General features: G+C 64.1%; 16 protein-coding genes. 10 read left to right on the top strand and 6 right to left on the bottom strand.

The window, feature by feature from the left end; all coding sequences use genetic code 11:
• From acpS to pyrE, 3 genes are all read right to left on the bottom strand, one after another.
• Positions 1-402, bottom strand: a complete 402-nt coding sequence (gene acpS / locus SPYCW_RS10425) for a holo-ACP synthase (protein WP_120216718.1) — start codon at positions 400-402, stop codon at positions 1-3.
• A gap of 163 nt (positions 403-565) precedes the next feature.
• On the bottom strand, positions 566-1,297 hold the full coding sequence (locus SPYCW_RS10420) for a pyridoxine 5'-phosphate synthase (protein ID WP_120216717.1): 732 nt from the start codon (positions 1,295-1,297) through the stop codon (positions 566-568).
• Positions 1,294-1,878 (bottom strand): orotate phosphoribosyltransferase, encoded by a 585-nt coding sequence (pyrE, locus tag SPYCW_RS10415; RefSeq protein ID WP_120216716.1) that lies wholly within the window; start codon positions 1,876-1,878, stop codon positions 1,294-1,296. The genes SPYCW_RS10420 and pyrE overlap by 4 nt, the downstream gene beginning before the upstream one ends.
• A gap of 232 nt (positions 1,879-2,110) precedes the next feature.
• Between pyrE and coxB the strand changes: the two genes are divergently transcribed.
• From coxB to SPYCW_RS10370, 10 genes are all read left to right on the top strand, one after another.
• Positions 2,111-3,208: a cytochrome c oxidase subunit II gene (coxB, locus tag SPYCW_RS10410; protein WP_120216715.1), complete on the top strand. Its 1,098-nt coding sequence runs from the start codon at positions 2,111-2,113 to the stop codon at positions 3,206-3,208.
• Between the two features lie 15 nt (positions 3,209-3,223).
• A complete protein-coding gene (ctaD, locus tag SPYCW_RS10405) occupies positions 3,224-4,897 on the top strand; it encodes a cytochrome c oxidase subunit I (RefSeq protein ID WP_120216714.1) in 1,674 nt (557 codons plus the stop codon).
• Positions 4,898-4,941: 44 nt separating this feature from the next.
• On the top strand, positions 4,942-5,868 hold the full coding sequence (locus tag SPYCW_RS10400; RefSeq protein WP_232014672.1) for a heme o synthase: 927 nt from the start codon (positions 4,942-4,944) through the stop codon (positions 5,866-5,868).
• Positions 5,865-6,014 carry a hypothetical protein gene (locus SPYCW_RS18995; RefSeq protein ID WP_168453161.1) on the top strand — a complete coding sequence of 50 codons (150 nt, stop codon included), beginning with the start codon at positions 5,865-5,867 and terminating at the stop codon, positions 6,012-6,014. Before SPYCW_RS10400 ends, SPYCW_RS18995 begins: the two co-directional genes overlap by 4 nt.
• A complete protein-coding gene (locus SPYCW_RS10395; protein ID WP_120216712.1) occupies positions 6,011-6,586 on the top strand; it encodes a cytochrome c oxidase assembly protein in 576 nt (191 codons plus the stop codon). Before SPYCW_RS18995 ends, SPYCW_RS10395 begins: the two co-directional genes overlap by 4 nt.
• An 81-nt stretch (positions 6,587-6,667) precedes the next feature.
• Positions 6,668-7,543 (top strand): cytochrome c oxidase subunit 3, encoded by an 876-nt coding sequence (locus tag SPYCW_RS10390; RefSeq protein WP_120216711.1) that lies wholly within the window; start codon positions 6,668-6,670, stop codon positions 7,541-7,543.
• Between the two features lies 1 nt (position 7,544).
• Positions 7,545-7,940 carry a DUF983 domain-containing protein gene (locus SPYCW_RS10385; RefSeq protein ID WP_232014671.1) on the top strand — a complete coding sequence of 132 codons (396 nt, stop codon included), beginning with the start codon at positions 7,545-7,547 and terminating at the stop codon, positions 7,938-7,940.
• The gene (locus SPYCW_RS10380; RefSeq protein ID WP_232014670.1) at positions 7,933-8,577 is read left to right on the top strand and encodes an SURF1 family protein; all 645 of its coding nucleotides are present in this window, start codon (positions 7,933-7,935) and stop codon (positions 8,575-8,577) included. The genes SPYCW_RS10385 and SPYCW_RS10380 overlap by 8 nt, the downstream gene beginning before the upstream one ends.
• Positions 8,578-8,604: 27 nt before the next feature.
• Entirely contained in the window at positions 8,605-10,002 is a 1,398-nt protein-coding gene (thrC, locus tag SPYCW_RS10375; protein WP_120216709.1) for a threonine synthase, read from the top strand.
• A complete protein-coding gene (locus tag SPYCW_RS10370) occupies positions 9,995-10,885 on the top strand; it encodes a class I SAM-dependent methyltransferase (protein ID WP_232014669.1) in 891 nt (296 codons plus the stop codon). Before thrC ends, SPYCW_RS10370 begins: the two co-directional genes overlap by 8 nt.
• A 76-nt stretch (positions 10,886-10,961) precedes the next feature.
• Here SPYCW_RS10370 and SPYCW_RS10365 read toward each other — a convergent pair whose 3' ends face one another.
• The 3 genes from SPYCW_RS10365 to SPYCW_RS10355 all read right to left on the bottom strand — a co-directional run bounded on the left by SPYCW_RS10365 (position 10,962) and on the right by SPYCW_RS10355 (position 16,927).
• Complete coding sequence (locus tag SPYCW_RS10365; RefSeq protein WP_120216707.1) at positions 10,962-13,619, bottom strand: TonB-dependent receptor; 2,658 nt, start codon at positions 13,617-13,619, stop codon at positions 10,962-10,964.
• 324 nt (positions 13,620-13,943) lie between these two features.
• Positions 13,944-15,080: a sensor domain-containing diguanylate cyclase gene (locus SPYCW_RS10360; RefSeq protein ID WP_120216706.1), complete on the bottom strand. Its 1,137-nt coding sequence runs from the start codon at positions 15,078-15,080 to the stop codon at positions 13,944-13,946.
• A gap of 149 nt (positions 15,081-15,229) precedes the next feature.
• A complete protein-coding gene (locus SPYCW_RS10355) occupies positions 15,230-16,927 on the bottom strand; it encodes an N-acyl-D-amino-acid deacylase family protein (RefSeq protein ID WP_120216705.1) in 1,698 nt (565 codons plus the stop codon).
• Positions 16,928-16,945 lie beyond the last annotated feature (18 nt).

The following is a 16,945-nucleotide window of genomic DNA, read 5'->3' as shown; positions in this document are numbered from 1 at the left end:
TCAGTCCTTGATCGCTTCGATAATGACGAACGCCTGCGCCCAGGGGTGATCGTCGGTCAGGGTGAGATGAATATGGGCGCTGTGTCCCGCCGGGATTATTGCCGCCAGCCGTTCGGCGGCGCCGCCGGTCAGCGCCAGCGTCGGCGCGCCGGAGGGCGCGTTGACGACCCCGATGTCCTTCATGAACACCCCGCGCTTGAAGCCGGTGCCGACCGCTTTCGAGAAGGCTTCCTTGGCGGCAAAGCGCCTGGCGTAGGTACCCGCGCGAGTGAACGGTCGGCGCGCGGCCTTGGCCCGTTCCACGTCGGTGAAGACGCGTTGCTCGAAACGCTCGCCGAAGCGGTCGAGCGAGTTCTGGATCCGCTCGATATTGCAGAGGTCGGAGCCGAGGCCGATGATCAACTGAAATCCTCCCTGTCGCGAAGCGATGGGGAGGGGGACCACGCCCGAAGGGCGGGGTGGAGGGGCCGCGACGTAGCGCCATTTGCCCCGCCGTCAGCGCTTCGCTCTGCCACCTCCCCATGGCTGCGCCACAGGGAGGATTGGATGAGAGCCATCCCCATCCTCACCCGCGCGCCTCATCCATCAGCACCCGCATCCGGCGCACCGCATCCTCGAGGCCGGTAAAGATCGCCTCCCCGATCAGATAATGGCCGATGTTGAGCTCGGCGAGCTGCGGGATTGCGGCGACGGGGACGACATTCTCATAGGTCAGGCCGTGCCCCGCATGCGGTTCGATGCCATTCTTCCACGCCAGCGCGGCGGCATCGGCGATGCGGCGCAGTTCGACGACGCGTTCCTCGCCTTCGCAATGCGCATAGCGTCCGGTGTGAAATTCAACCACCGGCGCGCGCAGCCGCATCGCCGCCTCGATCTGGCGCGGATCGGGCTCGATGAACAGGCTGACGCGAATGCCCGCGTCGGCGAGGCGCGAGACGATCGGGGCGAGGTGGTTATGCTGCCCGGCAGCGTCGAGCCCGCCCTCGGTCGTGCGCTCCTCGCGCTTTTCGGGGACGATACACGCGGCGTGCGGTTTGTGGCGCAGCGCGATCGCGACCATCTCGTCGGTCGCCGCCATTTCGAGATTGAGCGGCAGGTCGGTCGCCGCCTGGATGCGCGCGAGGTCGTCGTCGCGGATGTGGCGCCGGTCCTCGCGCAGATGCGCGGTGATGCCGTCGCCGCCGACCGATGCGACGATTTCGGCGGCGCGCACCGGGTCGGGATGCTCGCCGCCGCGCGCGTTGCGGATCGTCGCAACATGGTCGATGTTGACCCCCAGGCGAAGGCGACCCGTCAATTCGCGCGGCTTCCGGGCTTGATCGCCTGCGTCCCGGCGAGATGTTCGGGGAGTTCGTCCGCAGCATAGGTCGGGAAGTTGATCGCGACGAGGGGATAGAAGGGGACGCCAAGGTCGATGTTGCTGCCCGCCGAGCGATCGACGAGCGCCGCCTCAGCGATCACTTCGCCGCCCGCTGAGGCGACGCATGCCATCGCTTCGCGCGACGACAGGCCGGTGGTCACGACATCCTCGACCATCAACACCTTGGCGCCGGCTTCGATCGTGAAGCCGCGGCGCAGTTCGAAGGTGCCGGTCGGGCGCTCGACGAAAATCGCGGGTTTGCCGAGCGCACGGCCCATTTCATGGCCGATGATGACACCGCCCATCGCGGGCGATACGACGATGTCGATCGCCTGTTTGAGCTCGCGCGGCAGCTTGGCGGCGAGGGCGATCGCGAGGCGTCCGGCGCGCTCCGTATCCATCAGCACGCGCGCGCATTGCAGGTAATATTCGCTGTGGCGGCCCGACGACAGCAGGAAATGCCCTTGGAGCAGGGCGTCGGCAGCGCGGAATTCGGCCAGGATTTCGTCATCAGTCATGGGAGAATTGTTCTTTTGTCCAGTGCGTCGTCCTGTGCGGACGACCGGGTTTTGGCGGCGAAGATTATCCAGCCGCAAAATAGTGTTAGAGATGCTTGAGGCAAGCGGCAAGCGGGTCTATAGCGCCCGCGAGATTCAGCCCATCCTCCGGCTGTCGCGACGCTTGTCCGACCGCCGCCGAAGAGGGGTGAAATGTGATAAAGAACAACAGGCAACGGGCGGCACCAGTCTTATGAAGAGCTTGAAAACCCTTGTAATTGCGGCGGCTTTGTCGCTGGGCGCGGTGGGCGCCGGTCATGCGCAGGCACCGGCGGCGGCTCCGGCCGCAGCCCCTGCTGCGGCACCCGTGGCGAATCCGGCGCCGGTTTCGGCCGACGCGGCCGCCCCGGCGGCTGCGCCCGCGGCAACCGAGGCGGCGGTCCCGGCTGGCGACGCGACCTATGTGCCGATGAAGCCGACCCCGGGGGTTGGTCAGCCGATCGATGCCGGTATCGATTTCCAGCCGCAGGTCAGCCCGGTTGGCGAACAGGCCTATTGGTTCAATCATGTCATCCTGTTGCCGGTGATCACCGTGATCACGCTGTTCGTTCTCGGCCTGCTGCTCTGGGTGGTGTTCCGCTACCGCGCCAAGGCGAACCCGGTCCCGTCGAAGACGACGCACAACACCTTCATCGAAATCATCTGGACCGCGATTCCGGTGCTGATCCTCGCCGTGATCGCGGTGCCGTCGATCCGCCTGCTCGCGCAGCAATATGAGCCGCCGAAGAAGGAAGCGCTGACGATCAAGGTCACCGGATACCAATGGTATTGGGGCTATGCCTATCCCGACCAGGGCATCGGCGAATATGTGTCGAAGATGCTGACCAAGGAACAGGCCGATGCCGCCGGCGAACCGCACCAGCTGGCCGTCGACAATCGCATGGTCGTTCCCGTCGGTCGTCAGGTGAAGCTGATCATCACCGGCGCCGACGTGATCCACAGCTTTGCTATCCCGGCCTTCTGGACCAAGATGGACGCGGTTCCTGGCCGCGCCAACGAAACGACGTTCACCGCAAACAAGGTTGGCGTCTATTACGGCCAATGTTCGGAACTTTGCGGCGTTGATCATGGCTATATGCCGATCGCGGTCGAGGTTCTGCCGGTCGACAAGTGGGAAGCCTGGGTCCGCTCGAAGGGCGGCAATCCGGCCGGTCCGGTTGTCGCCGCCGCAGCGCCCGCTGTCGCTGCGCCGACACCTGCCGCTGCTGCGCCGGCCGCGACGCCGGCCGCCACCACGACCGAAGCTGCACCGGCAGCGGCGCCTGCCGCTGCACCGGCTGCCAAGAATTAATAAGGGGTCCGACAGATGACCGATATTGCCGCAACTGCACCCGCCCATGGCCATGCCGATCACGCGCATGACGACCATGATCACGATACGCCGGGCTTTTTCGTCCGCTGGTTCATGTCGACGAACCACAAGGACATCGGCACCCTCTACCTGATCTTTGCGATCGTCGCCGGTATCGTCGGCGGCGTGATTTCGGGCATGATGCGCTGGGAACTGGCCGAGCCGGGCATTCAGTATCTGACCGGCTGGGCGCAATTCTTTGACCCCGCCGCAAGCGAAGTGCAGGGCAAGCATTTCTGGAACGTGATGATCACGGCGCACGGCCTGATCATGGTGTTCTTCATGGTCATGCCCGCGATGATTGGCGGTTTCGGCAACTGGTTCGTGCCGCTGATGATCGGCGCGCCGGACATGGCGTTCCCGCGCATGAACAATGTCAGCTTCTGGCTGACCTTCGTCGCGTTCGTGATGCTGGTCGGCTCGATGTTCGTTCCGGGCGGCAGCGGGCTTGGCGCCGGCACCGGCTGGACGGTTTACGCGCCGCTGTCGACCAGTGGGTCGGCGGGTCCGGCGGTCGATATGGCGATCTTCTCGCTCCACCTTGCGGGTGCGGCGTCGATTCTGGGCGCGATCAACTTCATCACCACTATTTTCAACATGCGCGCACCGGGGATGACCATCCACAAGATGCCGCTGTTCGTGTGGTCGGTCCTGGTCACTGCCTTCCTGCTGTTGCTCGCGCTGCCGGTTCTGGCGGCGGCGATCACCATGCTGCTGACCGACCGCAACTTCGGTACCACTTTCTATGATGCGGCTGGCGGCGGCGACCCCGTTCTCTACCAGCATCTCTTCTGGTTCTTCGGTCACCCCGAAGTGTACATCATGATCCTGCCGGGCTTCGGCATCGTCAGCCAGATCATCTCGACCTTCAGCAAGAAGCCGGTGTTCGGCTATCTCGGCATGGCCTATGCCATGGTCGCGATCGGCGTCGTCGGCTTCATCGTGTGGGCGCACCACATGTTCACCGTCGGCATGTCTGTGAACCTCAAGATGTACTTCACCGCGGCGACGATGGTCATTGCGGTCCCGACGGGCATCAAGATTTTCAGCTGGATCGCCACCATGTGGGGCGGTTCGATGAGCTTCAAGACCCCGATGGTCTGGTCCTTGGGCTTCATCTTCATGTTCACCGTCGGCGGCGTGACCGGCGTCGTGCTCGCCAATGGCGGCGTCGACACCAACCTGCACGACACCTATTATGTCGTCGCCCACTTCCACTATGTGCTGTCGCTGGGCGCCGTGTTCTCGCTGTTTGCCGGTTTCTATTACTGGTTCCCGAAAATGTCGGGACGGATGTACAACGAGTTCCTGGGCCAGCTGCACTTCTGGATCTTCTTCATCGGCGTGAACGTCCTGTTCTTCCCGCAGCACTTCCTGGGTCAGCAGGGCATGCCGCGCCGTTATCCGGACTATCCCGATGCCTATGCCTATTGGCACCTGATCTCGTCCTACGGCTATGTCATCATGGCGGTCGGCGTGCTGATCTTCTTCGTCAATATCCTGTGGTCGCTGGCTGCCGGCAAGAAGGCCGCCGACAACCCGTGGGGCGAAGGCGCGACGACGCTCGAGTGGACGCTGTCGAGCCCGCCGCCGTTCCACCAGTTCAACGAACTGCCGCGTATCGCCTGACAAGGTTCGCCCCCTGCTGATTACCGGCAGGGGGCGTTTCCCTGATGGCCGGAGTTAACATGGCGCAAAGCCTGACCCATGGCGAAACGGCGCTTCCCGCCGACTGGCGCGACCTGTTCGCGCTGACCAAGCCGCGCGTCATGTCGCTGGTGGTTTTCACCGCGCTGTGCGGGTTGCTCGCGGCGCCGGTGTCGGTGCCGCCGGTGCTTGCCTTTTCGTCGATCCTCGCCATTGCCTTGGGCGCAGGCGCGTCGGGCGCGCTCAACCAATGGTATGAGGCGGGGCTCGACGCCAAGATGAAGCGCACCGCCGGTCGGCCGCTTCCCGCCGGGCGGCTTGACCCGCAGACGGCGCTCCAGTTCGGGATCGGCCTTGCTGCCTTTTCGCTGTTCCTGATGCTGTTTGCGTCGAACTGGCAGGCGACGTTGCTGCTGGCGGTGTCGATCCTGTTTTACGTGTTCATCTATACGATGTGGCTGAAGCCGCGGACGCCGCAGAATATCGTCATCGGCGGTGCGGCGGGCGCCTTTCCCCCGCTGATCGGCTGGGTCGCGGCGACGGGCAGCGTTGCACCGCTGCCGGTGATGCTGTTCCTGCTGATCTTCCTCTGGACCCCGCCGCATTTCTGGGCGCTCGCGCTGTTCGTGCGCTCGGACTATGCCGCCGCGGGCATCCCGATGATGCCGGTGGTGGCGGGCGAGAAATCGACGCGGCGCCAGATCCTGTTTTATGCGCTGATCATGGCGGCGGCGGCGATCGCGCCATGGCCGCTTGGTTACACCGGTGCGCTCTATGGTTGGACAGCCACGATCCTGTCGGTTCTGTTCGTGGCGCTGTCGGTGCAGGTCGGTACCCGCACGACGGGTGAGGGCGATCTGATGCAACCCGAAAAGCGCCTGTTCGCTTATTCAATTGCCTATCTTTTCATTTTGTTCGGCGCCGTTGTTGCCGACCATTGGTGGACCATATGACCGACGAACCCAAGCCCGCGCCGTTCGACGAGGCGGAATATCGCCGCCGCCAGCGTAGCCGCGCCAATATGATGGCGTGGATGCTGGGCGCGCTTGCGATCCTGTTTTTCTTCATCACCATCGCCAAGATCCAGATATTCGCATGAGGTCTTTTCCCGCAATTGGGCGCCTGTCCCCCAAGGCGAAGACCGCCAGCCTTGCCTCGGCGCTGGCGCTTGCGATGGTCGGGCTCGGCTTTGCAGCGGTTCCGCTCTACGACCTGTTTTGCCGTGTGACCGGCTTCGGTGGCACGACGCAGCGTTATGACCCCGTTGCGGCGGCGGCCGACCCGGTGATCCTGTCGAAAACCATTTCGGTCCGTTTCGACGCTAATGTGTCGGCGGGGCTGCCGTGGAAATTCTACCCCGAGCATCCGACCGACACGGTGAGCATCGGCGCGCGCGACATGGCGATCTTTATCGCCGAAAATAATTCGTCAAGGCCGGTCGTCGGCACCGCCGGGTTCAACGTCACGCCGACGCAGGCGGGCAAATATTTCACCAAGATCCAATGCTTCTGCTTCACCGAACAACGGCTGGAGCCGGGGCAGCAGATGCGGATGCCGGTGCTGTTCTTCGTCGATCCCAAGATCATGGACGATCCGGACGCGCGCGACATCCAGGAAATCACCCTCAGCTACACCTTTCACCCTGTAGACGAGGGTAAAAAGGCGAGCTAAGGCCGCGATCAGAGTCTTATTTCAAGGACCGGCGAGCGATGGGGAATCGCGACGCTGGGGCTGCAAAACGGGAAACACGCAATGTCCGGTGCCAAACATCATGACTATCATCTGGTAAACCCCAGCGTCTGGCCGTTGATCGGCTCGTTGGCGGCGATGGTGATGTTCTTCGGGCTCGTCATGTACATGCACGACGATTATTTCGGCGGCGTCGGCAAATGGGTGCTTGGCCTCGGCTTCATGGGGGTGATCGCCACCTTCTTCAGCTGGTGGTCGGACGTCATCAACGAAGCGCACGCCGGTGACCATACCCCGGTCGTACAGCTGCATCTGCGTTACGGCATGATCCTGTTCATCGCATCGGAAGTGATGTTCTTCGTCGGCTGGTTCTGGGCCTGGTTCGACTTCTCGCTGTTCCCGGTACCGATCGAATATGCCGAAGGCGCGGTAACGTCGATGTTCGGTCAGGAAGGCGCCGAAGCGATCACCATGTGGCCGCCGAAGGGCATCGAAGTGATCGATCCCTTCTCGCTGCCGCTGCTCAACACGCTGATCCTGCTCTGCTCGGGCACCACGATCACTTGGGCACACCATGCGCTGATCCATGGCGACCGCGAAGGGCTGAAAAAGGGTCTGTGGCTGACCATCATCCTTGGCGTCATCTTCTCGATGATCCAGGCCTATGAATATGCCCACGCGCCCTGGGGTTTCGGACAGAGCAACTATAGCTCTGCCTTCTACATGGCGACCGGCTTCCACGGCTTCCATGTGCTTGTCGGCACGATCTTCCTGATCGTCTGCCTCGTACGCACCTACAAGGGCCACTTCACCCCGAAGCAGCATTTCGGCTTTGAAGCGGCTGCCTGGTACTGGCACTTCGTGGACGTGGTGTGGCTGTTCCTCTTCATCATCGTCTATGTCTGGGGCGGCTGGGGCGCGCCGGTCGCCGCGCACTAAGTTGCCGGACACCGACTCCATTCCAAAGGGGCAGCCGCCGGTCTGGCGCGCTGCCCTTTTTGGCCTCTGCCCCGAATGCGGGGCAAAGACGCTGTTCGACGGGCCGGTGCAGTTTCAGCCGACGTGCCGTGCCTGCGGGCTCGATTACAGCCGCTACAATGTCGGCGATGGCCCCGCCGCCTTCCTGACCCTGATCATCGGCGCCTTGCTTGTCGCGATCGCGCTGACCCTCGACGCTGCGGTCCAGCCGCCCTTGTGGGTTCATGTCATATTGTGGGTGCCGCTGACCGCTGCCGCGGTGGTTTATGGCCTGCGCGTCGCCAAGGGCGCGCTGCTGGCGAGCGAGCATCAGCGGCAGGCGGCCGAGGGGCGCCAGCTGGACAAGCCGAATGACTGAAGCGGCAACGCCCTCCGCGCGGCGCTGGCCGCTGATCCCGACCATCCTGGTGCTGATCGCGGTGGCGGTGATGATCGGTCTGGGCGTGTGGCAGTTGCAGCGGAAGGCGGAAAAGGAAGCGCTGGTCGCGCTCTATCAGCGCAATATGGCGATGTCGTCGCTCGTCACTTATCCCGAACTGCCGCCGGTTGCCGACAGTTTGCTGTTTCGCAAGAGCAGCGTCGTGTGCCTGGAACCCGTGCGCTGGGATCCGCGCAGCGGCACCGACCAGAAGGGAAGGGCGGGCTTTCGCATGATCGCCGAATGCCGCACCGGCGCCGAAGGGCCGGGGGTGCTTGTCGATGTCGGCATCGGTGATGATTTTACCCCGCCCAAATGGAGCGGTGGGATCGTTCAGGGGACGATCGTTCCCGGGCCCGACCAGCCCACGGTGATGGAGCGTGCCGCCGGCAAGGGTTCGGCCGCGCGCGCCATGCTGATCGCCGACATGCCCGCCGCGGGCCTGCGCGCCAGTGCGGTTCCGTCGGCCGACAATACGCCGAACAACCATCTGGCCTATGCGGTGCAATGGTTCCTGTTCGCTGCGGCGGCGCTGATCATCTACGTGCTGGCCCTCCGTCGCCGCTTGCGGCCTTGAAGCTGGCCCGCTAGGCGCTGGGCCGCCATGGAATATATCAGCACCCGCGGCTCCGCGCCGACCCTCGACTTTCGTGCCGCGACCCTTGCCGGTCTTGCCAGTGATGGCGGCCTCTACCTGCCCGCGCTCTGGCCGCAGATGGCGGCGGACGAGATCCGGGCGCTCGCCGGGCTCGACTATGTCGAAACCGCGGTGCGCGTCATGCGCCCGTTCGTCCCAGGCGTCCTGTCCGAAGACGAACTGCGTCAGCTTTGCCGCGCCGCCTATGGCAGCTTCAGCCATGATGCGGTGACCCCGCTCGTCCAGCTCGACCATCGCCACTGGCTGCTCGAGCTGTTCCACGGTCCGACGCTGGCGTTCAAGGACGTCGCGCTGCAACTGCTCGGCCAATTGTTCGAAAAATTCCTGAGCGGCGGTGAAACGAACATCACGATCGTCGGCGCGACGTCGGGCGATACCGGGTCGGCGGCGATCGAGGCGGTCGCCGGGCGCGAGCATATCCAGATCTTCATGCTCCACCCCGAGGGCCGGGTCAGCGATGTCCAGCGCCGCCAGATGACGACGGTGCTGGCGCCGAACGTCCACAATATTGCGATCGACGGCAGCTTTGACGATGCGCAAGCGATGGTAAAGCGGCTGTTCGGCGATGCGGAAGCGCGCGGGCAGGTCAATTTGTCGGCGGTGAACAGCATCAACTGGGCGCGGTTGATGGCGCAGATCGTCTATTATTTCTATGCCGCGGTGCGGCTGGGTGCGCCCGACCGCGCCATTGCCTTCTCGGTGCCGACGGGCAATTTCGGCGATGTTTTCGCGGGCTATGTGGCCGCGCAGATGGGGCTCCCTGTCGCGCGGCTCGTCGTTGCGACCAACGTCAATGACATCCTCCACCGCGCGCTGACCCGCGGCGACTATAGCGCCGGGACGGTGACGCCGACCGCGACCCCCAGCATGGATATTCAGGTCAGCAGCAATTTCGAGCGGCTGCTGTTCGACCTGTCGGGCCGCGACGGCGCCGCGATCTCGGCGATGATGCGCGATTTCGATCAGAACCGCACGATGACCATCCCCGACGACATGCTGGCGGGAGCGCGCGGGCTATTTTCGAGTGCGAGCATCGATGGCGACGCGATGGCGCTCGCGCTGCGCTGGGCGCAGGAGCATGGCGGCCAGATCATCGACCCGCACAGCGCGGTTGGCTTGGCCGCGGCGCGCCAGCTCGAATTGGACGCCGACATCCCCGTCGTCACGCTGGCGACCGCGCACCCCGCCAAGTTCCGCGAAGCGGTCGAGCGCGCCACGGGTGTCCGCCCGGCGCTGCCCGCCCGCCTCGGCAATCTGTTCGAACGCGAGGAGCGCTACACCAAGCTCCCCGGCGACTATGACGCGGTCAAGGCCTTCATCCTGGCGGAAGCCGCGCGTGGCTGAGCTGCTCCCCCTCGTTACGCTCGTCGGCGAGGCGTGGGACGATTATGGGCTGATCGACAGCGGAAACGGGCGCAAGCTCGAACGCTATGGCCGCTTTCGTTTCATTCGCCCCGAACCGCAGGCGATGTGGGCACCCGCAATGCCCGACAGCGAGTGGGCAGCGGCGGACGGCGAATTCATTCCGGCGTCCGACGACGATGGCGGCGGGCGCTGGTATTACAACAAGCCCGTCCCTGCCGACGGCTGGCCGCTCGCGTGGCGCGAAACGCGCTTTACCGCGTCGTGCACCCCGTTCCGGCATCTGGGCTTCTTCCCCGACATGGCGCCCGTATGGGACTGGTTGCGCGCAAAGGTTGCCGACAAGCCCGACCCGGCGTTCCTCAACCTGTTCGGCTACACCGGGGTCGGCAGTCAGGCGCTCGCCGCCGTCGGTGCATCGGTAACGCACGTCGATGCATCGAAAAAGTCGGTCGGGCAGGCCCGCGAGAATGCGGCACTGGCGGGCATGGCGGACAAGCCGGTCCGCTGGATACTCGACGATGCGGGCAAATTTACCGCGCGCGAGGTACGGCGCGGCAAACGCTATGACGCGATCCTGCTAGATCCGCCGAAATTCGGCCGTGGCCCGACCGGCGAGCGCTGGCAACTGGAGGAAGGGCTGGCGCCGCTGCTGGCCGATTGCCGCCAGTTGCTCGACGCCGACAGCCGCGCGCTGTTCCTGACCGTCTATGCCGTGCGCATGTCGGCGCTCGCGATCGGCGAGCTGCTCGCGCAGCTGTTCGCCGATCTGCCCGGCACGATCGAATGTGGCGAACTAGCGGTGCGCGAGGAGACGCGCGGACTGTTGCTGCCAACCGCCATCTTCGCGCGCTGGAGCCGCTGAGGCCCGACCGGGGCCGAGCAAAAAAAAAGGCCGCACCAGCTCCGTTATGGAGCTGGTGCGGCCGCTGCGCCCAGTGTCAGAATTTGGCGCGAACGCCGAAGTAGAATTGGCGACCATTGTCATAGGTCGCGCGCGGCTGCGCCCGGGTGCCCGAATATTGCTCGATCGGCTCGTTGGTGAGGTTGACCGCGTCGAGGGTCAGCGCGATGCCGTCGGTGACGTTGACGCTGACCGACGCATCGAGCGACGACAGGGCGGCCTGATTGAGCGGCGCTGCGCGGTCGATGTCGATGAAGAATTTCGAGCGATAATTATACGACAGGCGCGCGCTCAGCAGGTCGTTTTCATAGTAGCCCGTCAGGTTGAGCGCGTGTTTCGAATTGCCCGGGATCGGGTCGCCATTGTTCGCCTTGGCGTCAGAATAGGTGTAATTCACCACCGCGCCGAAGCCGCCCCAGATCGGGCGCGACACCTGGAATTCGAAGCCCTGATTGCGGCCGCCGGTCCCGTTGCTGCGGCGGTTGATCTGATAGGGGCAATTGAACAGGTTCGGATTGCCGCCGCCCGCCGCGACGCAGCCTGCGGGCTGCGATCCCGGGACGAATACCCCGGGCAGGGTTTCGACCGACGTCGCATTCACGATGTATGACTGGATATCCTTGTAGAATGCGGCAAGCGCAACGATCGTTTCGCGATCGGGATACCATTCGATCGACAGGTCATATTGGTTGGCGCGATAGGGGTCGAGGTTCGGGTCGCCGCCGCGTCCGGTGAGCAGGGTGCCGTTGAGATCGACGCCGGGGGTGATGTCGACAAAGTCGGGGCGCGTCACCGTCTTGCCCGCACCGAAGCGCAGCACCACCTGATCCGAAAGGTCGAGCGACAGGTTCGCGCTCGGCAGAACGTCGGTGTACGACCGCTTCGCCGTGCTCGGGGTAAAGCCGCCGAACGGGTTGGTGAACTGCGGGTTGGCGCCGCCGATGATGAAGCCTTGCGACGTCTGGTCGGTCGTGATCACACGCAGGCCGACATTCCCGCGCCAGTTGTCGCCGCCGAATTTCGCGAGGCCGTAGCCGCCATAGGCCTTTTCATTGATCGAATAGCTGTTGCCGGGAACGAGGAAGCGATCGGTCCCCGGGGCGGTCTGCGCGGCATAGATCGCCCGCAGCTTGGCCGGGTCGACGCGCCAATAGTCGGTCAGCGTGCCATCAGTCGCGATATTGTCGAGGAAGTCGCCGGGCATGCCGCCGCCGGTGGCAAAGCTTGCCGAGGTGCATGGCGCCCCGCCGCAACGCAGGCCGGGGGTAAAGACGCCGCCGTTGGTGGCAAAGCGTTCGGCGACGCGATCATGGTCGGTATATTTGACGCCAAATTTCAGCGCCGTCAGCGGACCCCATTCGACCTCTTTTTCGAGGTCGAGGTAAAGATATTTTTCCTCGTCATCATTGGTCACCGACTGGATGCGCGCGAAGTCGGGGCGGATGCCTGCCGGATTGAGTGGGCTGGGGCTGCCAAAGCTGACTTCGGGGCGACCGCTGCGCAGGTCATAGGTGAAGCGGCCCGGCCCCGCGAATTCGATGAAATTCTCGTTGCTCGTATCGCCGTTCGCCTTGGTCCAGCCGGCCTTGAAATGGACGGTCAGCGTGTCGCTGGGGCGGTAGGTCAGGTCGAAGTCGGCCGAAACGGTCTTGGCAACGGCCTGACGATCGATCGCGTCATAGACGACGCCAAATCCCTCGGTGCCATTGTTCCGCGACGCGATGGTGCCCGCGACCGCGATGCCGTCCTGCACCACGGCGTTGGTCAGCGTGCCGCCGCCGCCCAGCGCCTGATCGCCCCAGGCGAGATAATTCTGGTTGAAGTTGTCGGCGTTGAAGCGCGAATAAAGCCCGGTGATTTTGATCTCGAGCTCGTCCGAGGGGCGGAACTGGATCCCGATATTGGCGCCATAGCGCTCGCGATTCTGTTCGAACATCGTCGAACCGATCAGCGTGGGAATAAGCGCGGTCTGGCCACCACCGGCGGGGCGATAGCCAAAGATTTCCAGGCCGTCGCGGCGGGTGCGGCGCTTCTGATAAATGCCGCCGACCATGACGCCAAAGGTCTCGTCGGCGTTTTTCCAGCTGACCAGCCCCGAAACCTGCGGATCGACCTTGCCCGACAAGTCCGAATAGACGCCCTGCAGCGACGCCGAGACGGCGAAGGGTTCGAGGTCGAGCGGGTTGCGGGTGATGACGTTGATCGTGCCGCCAACGCCGCCTTCCTCGATATCGGCCTGCGGGCTCTTATAGACTTCGAGGCGGCCGACGATTTCGGCGGGCAGGGTCAGATAGTTGAAGCTGCGGGTCGAGGCGACCTGATCGAGGATGAACCAGTCGGCGGTGGCGACCGAATGGCCATTGAGCAGCGTCTTGGTGAGGTTGGGGGCGGTGCCGCGCAGCGAGACGCGTTCGCCTTCGCCGAATTCGCGATTGACGACGATGCCGGGAACGCGCTGCAGCGCTTCGGCGACGTTCTTGTCGGGGAATTTGCCGATGTCTTCGGCGGTCACGACGTCGGCGATCACCGCCAGGTCGCGCTTGGCGTCGATCGACTGTGCTACCGAGCCGCGAAAACCCGTGACGACGATTTCATCAGTGGCCACCGCGTCGGTACCTTGCGCCGCCGCCGGGGTAACGCAGGTCGCGAACGCGAGAATGCTTGCGGTGGCAAAAAGGCGGTTTGATTTCAGCATGTCGATCCTCCCAAAGATCCGTTGGTCTTTATTGGTAATGCATAAGTCATAACAATCCTGCTTATGCTGTCAAGATTGGAGTTATGCGGGGGCGAATGCTTGCGATGAGGCGCCGCGGCGGGGCGCCAAAATCGATATTGGTATTAGATTGGGCTTATTAACGTGAGCGCCGCGTGCGCGGCGGGCGACCTGCCGACATTGGGACAGGCGGCGGTAGCGGTCGTTGCGCGCAGGTCGCGCCGCCACGCACGGAAATCGCCGCGGATCGTCGCGCTCTGGTGCGCGATGATCCGCGGCGTCCCGCCCCCTTGCGGGAAGCCCGGTTCAGTTGGGTTCGGCGAGTTCGATGCGGTTGCGACCGCCCGCTTTCGCTCTGTACAGGGCGTCGTCGGCGGCCTTGAGCGCGCCGCGCGTTTCGCCATAGCCAAAGACGTCGGCAACCCCGCCCGAGAAGGTGATCTGCCCGAACGGCTCGTCGGTCTTGCGGTTGATCAGGCGGCGTTCGGCCAGACCTTCGCGCGCCTCGTCGAGTCGCTGCGCCGCCTGGGTCGGGGTCAGGCCGCGGAACAGCATAACAAATTCCTCACCGCCGTGACGGGCAACGTGACAGCGATCGTCGGAAATGCGCGCCAGCGTGTCGGCGATGGCCTTGATGACGCGGTCACCGGCTTCATGGCCATGAAGATCGTTGACCTTCTTGAACTCGTCGATGTCGCAAAAGGCGACGCTGAGCGGTTCGCAAGCGGCGCGGGCTTCCTTGTAATGGCGTTCGAGCAGGATTTCGAACGCGCGGCGGTTGGGCAGGCCGGTCAGGAAATCGAGCTCGGCGTCGCGCTTGGCGCGCTCGAGGCTGCGGCGGAGCGCCTTGGCCTCATCCTCGCTCTTGCGCATATGGTCTTCGGCCTTGCGCGTGCGCTCCAGCATGACCTTGGCGAGATCGGCGAGGCTCGAGACGATCCGCCCGGTTTTCTGGAGCTGTTCCAGGTCGTCGACATGCTGTTCGAGTTCGGTGCCATAATCGCTGGTGACGCTCCGCGCTTCCTTGGCGTGGGCATGAAAGGATTCGAGATTGGTTTCGAGCCGCGTCATCAGGCGGTCGAGATCGGCGTGGTCGGCGGGGGCGCTATTTTGTTCGCTGAGCTCGTTGAGCCATTGCTGCGTGATCCCCTCGGGCGATTGCGACCGCGCGGTAATTTGCCGGGCGAGCGGCGGGTTCATCCCCGAAAAGGCGCCATGCGCGAGCAACAGGTTCGCAGGCGACACGTCGAGGTCGTTGTCGACCAGAAAGGCCATGATCGTGCCGATCAGCTGATGCCGCGCCAACTGCGCAAGGTCGCGCGTGCCGCCACCGTCCGGGGGCGCCGGGCGTCCTGCCGCGGGATTGTTTCGCCCCTGGCGAAGTCCCAGCCAATCCAGAAGCCGTCCTACCGGCTCGTTCGATGGGGTTGCTTTGGTGGTCATGCGAGAATTAACGGGCTCGCATCGACGCTTTTAAGCCGATTATTGGAAGGAATTTGCGCTTTCGCGCCGGGTCGATGGACTAGTTCATGCAAACCAGCGTCAAAACAGCAGCTTAGTTATACGCATTTTTTGGCGCCGCCAGTGCGGGGTCATCGGCATCGGTTCCAGCCCGCCCCGCGCACCGCGCGCCCGGGCGTCGCGCCGCTATGTTCGCCATTGCGCAGCACGGCCACGCCGTTGACGAAGACGTCGCGCACACCGACCGAATATTGGTGTGGATCCTCGAAGGTCGAGCGATCGGCGACCTTGGCCGGATCAAAGACGACGACGTCGGCATAATAGCCGGGCTTCAGCGCGCCGCGCTCCTTGATCCCCAGATTGGTCGCGGGCAGGGTGGTGAGGCGGTACACCGCCTGCTCGAGCGAGATCAGCTTTTCGTCGCGCACATAACGGCCGAGCAGGCGCGCGAAATTGCCATAGGTACGCGGATGCGCGCCCGATTTCAGGAAATCGCCCTCGGCCGCCTGCGATGCGCCGTCCGAACCGAAGCTCATCCACGGCAGCTGGATCTGCTTGCGGACATTGTCCTCCGACATCAGGAAATAGACGGTACCGACGCGTGATCCGTCCTCGACCACCAGATCCATCGCGGTTTCCTCGGGCGACTTGCCGCGCATCGCCGCGACCTCGGCGAGCGTCTTGCCGGTCAGCGGTTTGAGCTTCTCATTCTTGAAGCCCGAGAGGATCATTTTGTCGGCGCCTGCGCCGAGGTAGAGATTTTCCCAATCGCTGCCGGGCTGCTGCATTTCGGCGGCAACGCGCGCGCGGGTGGCGGGGTCTTTCAGCCTTTCGATCCATGCTTCCAGCCCGCCGGCCTGCACCCAGGTTGGCATCGCGGCGTCGAGCCCGGTCGCGCCGGCGGTATAGGTGTACATGTCGGTCGTGATCCGCTGGCCCGCGGCGCGGGCGGCCTCGATCTTTTTGACCACGGCGTCGAGCTTGCCCCAATTGCTGCGCCCCGCCATCTTGAGGTGGTAGATTTCGGCGGGGGCGCCCGAACGGCGCGAAATTTCGATAAGCTCGTCGACGGCTTCTTCCAGCCGGTCGCCTTCGGAACGCATATGGCTGATGTACATGCCGCCGCATTTGGCGGCCTCGCTGGTCAGCGCGACCAGCTCGTCGGTTTCGGCATAGGAGCCGGGGGCGTAGATCAGCGAGCTGCCGACGCCCATCGCGCCTTCGTTCATCGCCTGTCGGACCAGCGCGCGCATCCGGTCGAGCTGCGCCGGGGTCGGATCGACGTCGCCTTCGCCCAGTTCATGGACGCGCACCGTCGCCGCGCCGACGAAGCTTGCGACATTGGTCGAAACGCCGCGTTTTTCCAGATAGCCGAGATAATCGCCGAGGCTGGTCCATTCGATCGGGAATTTGAGGTCGCCCTGGCGTTCAATCTCCTGCGCCTTCATCGCCGGGCTGAGCGGCCCCATCGACCAGCCTTCGCCCATCACCTCCAGCGTCACGCCCTGCCGGATGTCGCTCTGGCTCCTGGGATCGACGATCAGCGATTCGGTGGCCCAGCTGAGCATGTTGATGAACCCCGGCGCGACCGCCATACCCCTGGCCTGCACCTCGCTTTTCGCGGTTCCGGCGACCTTGCCCACGGCGACGATGCGGTCATCCTTGATCGCGACATCGCCGACGATGGGCGGCTGGCCCGATCCGTCGTAGATCGTGCCGCCACGGATGATCAGGTCATAGCTCGGCGCCTGAGCGACAACGGATGCCGAAAGCAGCATCGAACTGGCGAGCAGCAGGACCGATGGGACGAAGCGCCGCGACGAGGTCATCAATTTTCTCCGAATGGG

This window comes from Sphingopyxis sp. EG6, assembly GCF_003609815.1.
Lineage (GTDB): Bacteria > Pseudomonadota > Alphaproteobacteria > Sphingomonadales > Sphingomonadaceae > Sphingopyxis.
The sequence above is the reverse complement of the archived record's forward strand: the minus strand, read 5'-3'. Positions and strand labels throughout refer to the sequence as shown.

Bases quoted from the DNA above. Each gene is read 5' to 3' on its own strand.
- pyrE (WP_120216716.1), bottom strand. From the start codon at position 1,878: ATGACTGATGACGAAATCCTGGCCGAATTCCGCGCTGCCGACGCCCTG.
- coxB (WP_120216715.1), top strand. From the start codon at position 2,111: ATGAAGAGCTTGAAAACCCTTGTAATTGCGGCGGCTTTGTCGCTGGGC.
- ctaD (WP_120216714.1), top strand. From the start codon at position 3,224: ATGACCGATATTGCCGCAACTGCACCCGCCCATGGCCATGCCGATCAC.
- SPYCW_RS10400 (WP_232014672.1), top strand. From the start codon at position 4,942: ATGGCCGGAGTTAACATGGCGCAAAGCCTGACCCATGGCGAAACGGCG.
- SPYCW_RS18995 (WP_168453161.1), top strand. From the start codon at position 5,865: ATGACCGACGAACCCAAGCCCGCGCCGTTCGACGAGGCGGAATATCGC.
- SPYCW_RS10395 (WP_120216712.1), top strand. From the start codon at position 6,011: ATGAGGTCTTTTCCCGCAATTGGGCGCCTGTCCCCCAAGGCGAAGACC.
- SPYCW_RS10390 (WP_120216711.1), top strand. From the start codon at position 6,668: ATGTCCGGTGCCAAACATCATGACTATCATCTGGTAAACCCCAGCGTC.
- SPYCW_RS10380 (WP_232014670.1), top strand. From the start codon at position 7,933: ATGACTGAAGCGGCAACGCCCTCCGCGCGGCGCTGGCCGCTGATCCCG.
- thrC (WP_120216709.1), top strand. From the start codon at position 8,605: ATGGAATATATCAGCACCCGCGGCTCCGCGCCGACCCTCGACTTTCGT.
- SPYCW_RS10365 (WP_120216707.1), bottom strand. From the start codon at position 13,619: ATGCTGAAATCAAACCGCCTTTTTGCCACCGCAAGCATTCTCGCGTTC.
- SPYCW_RS10360 (WP_120216706.1), bottom strand. From the start codon at position 15,080: ATGACCACCAAAGCAACCCCATCGAACGAGCCGGTAGGACGGCTTCTG.
- SPYCW_RS10355 (WP_120216705.1), bottom strand. From the start codon at position 16,927: ATGACCTCGTCGCGGCGCTTCGTCCCATCGGTCCTGCTGCTCGCCAGT.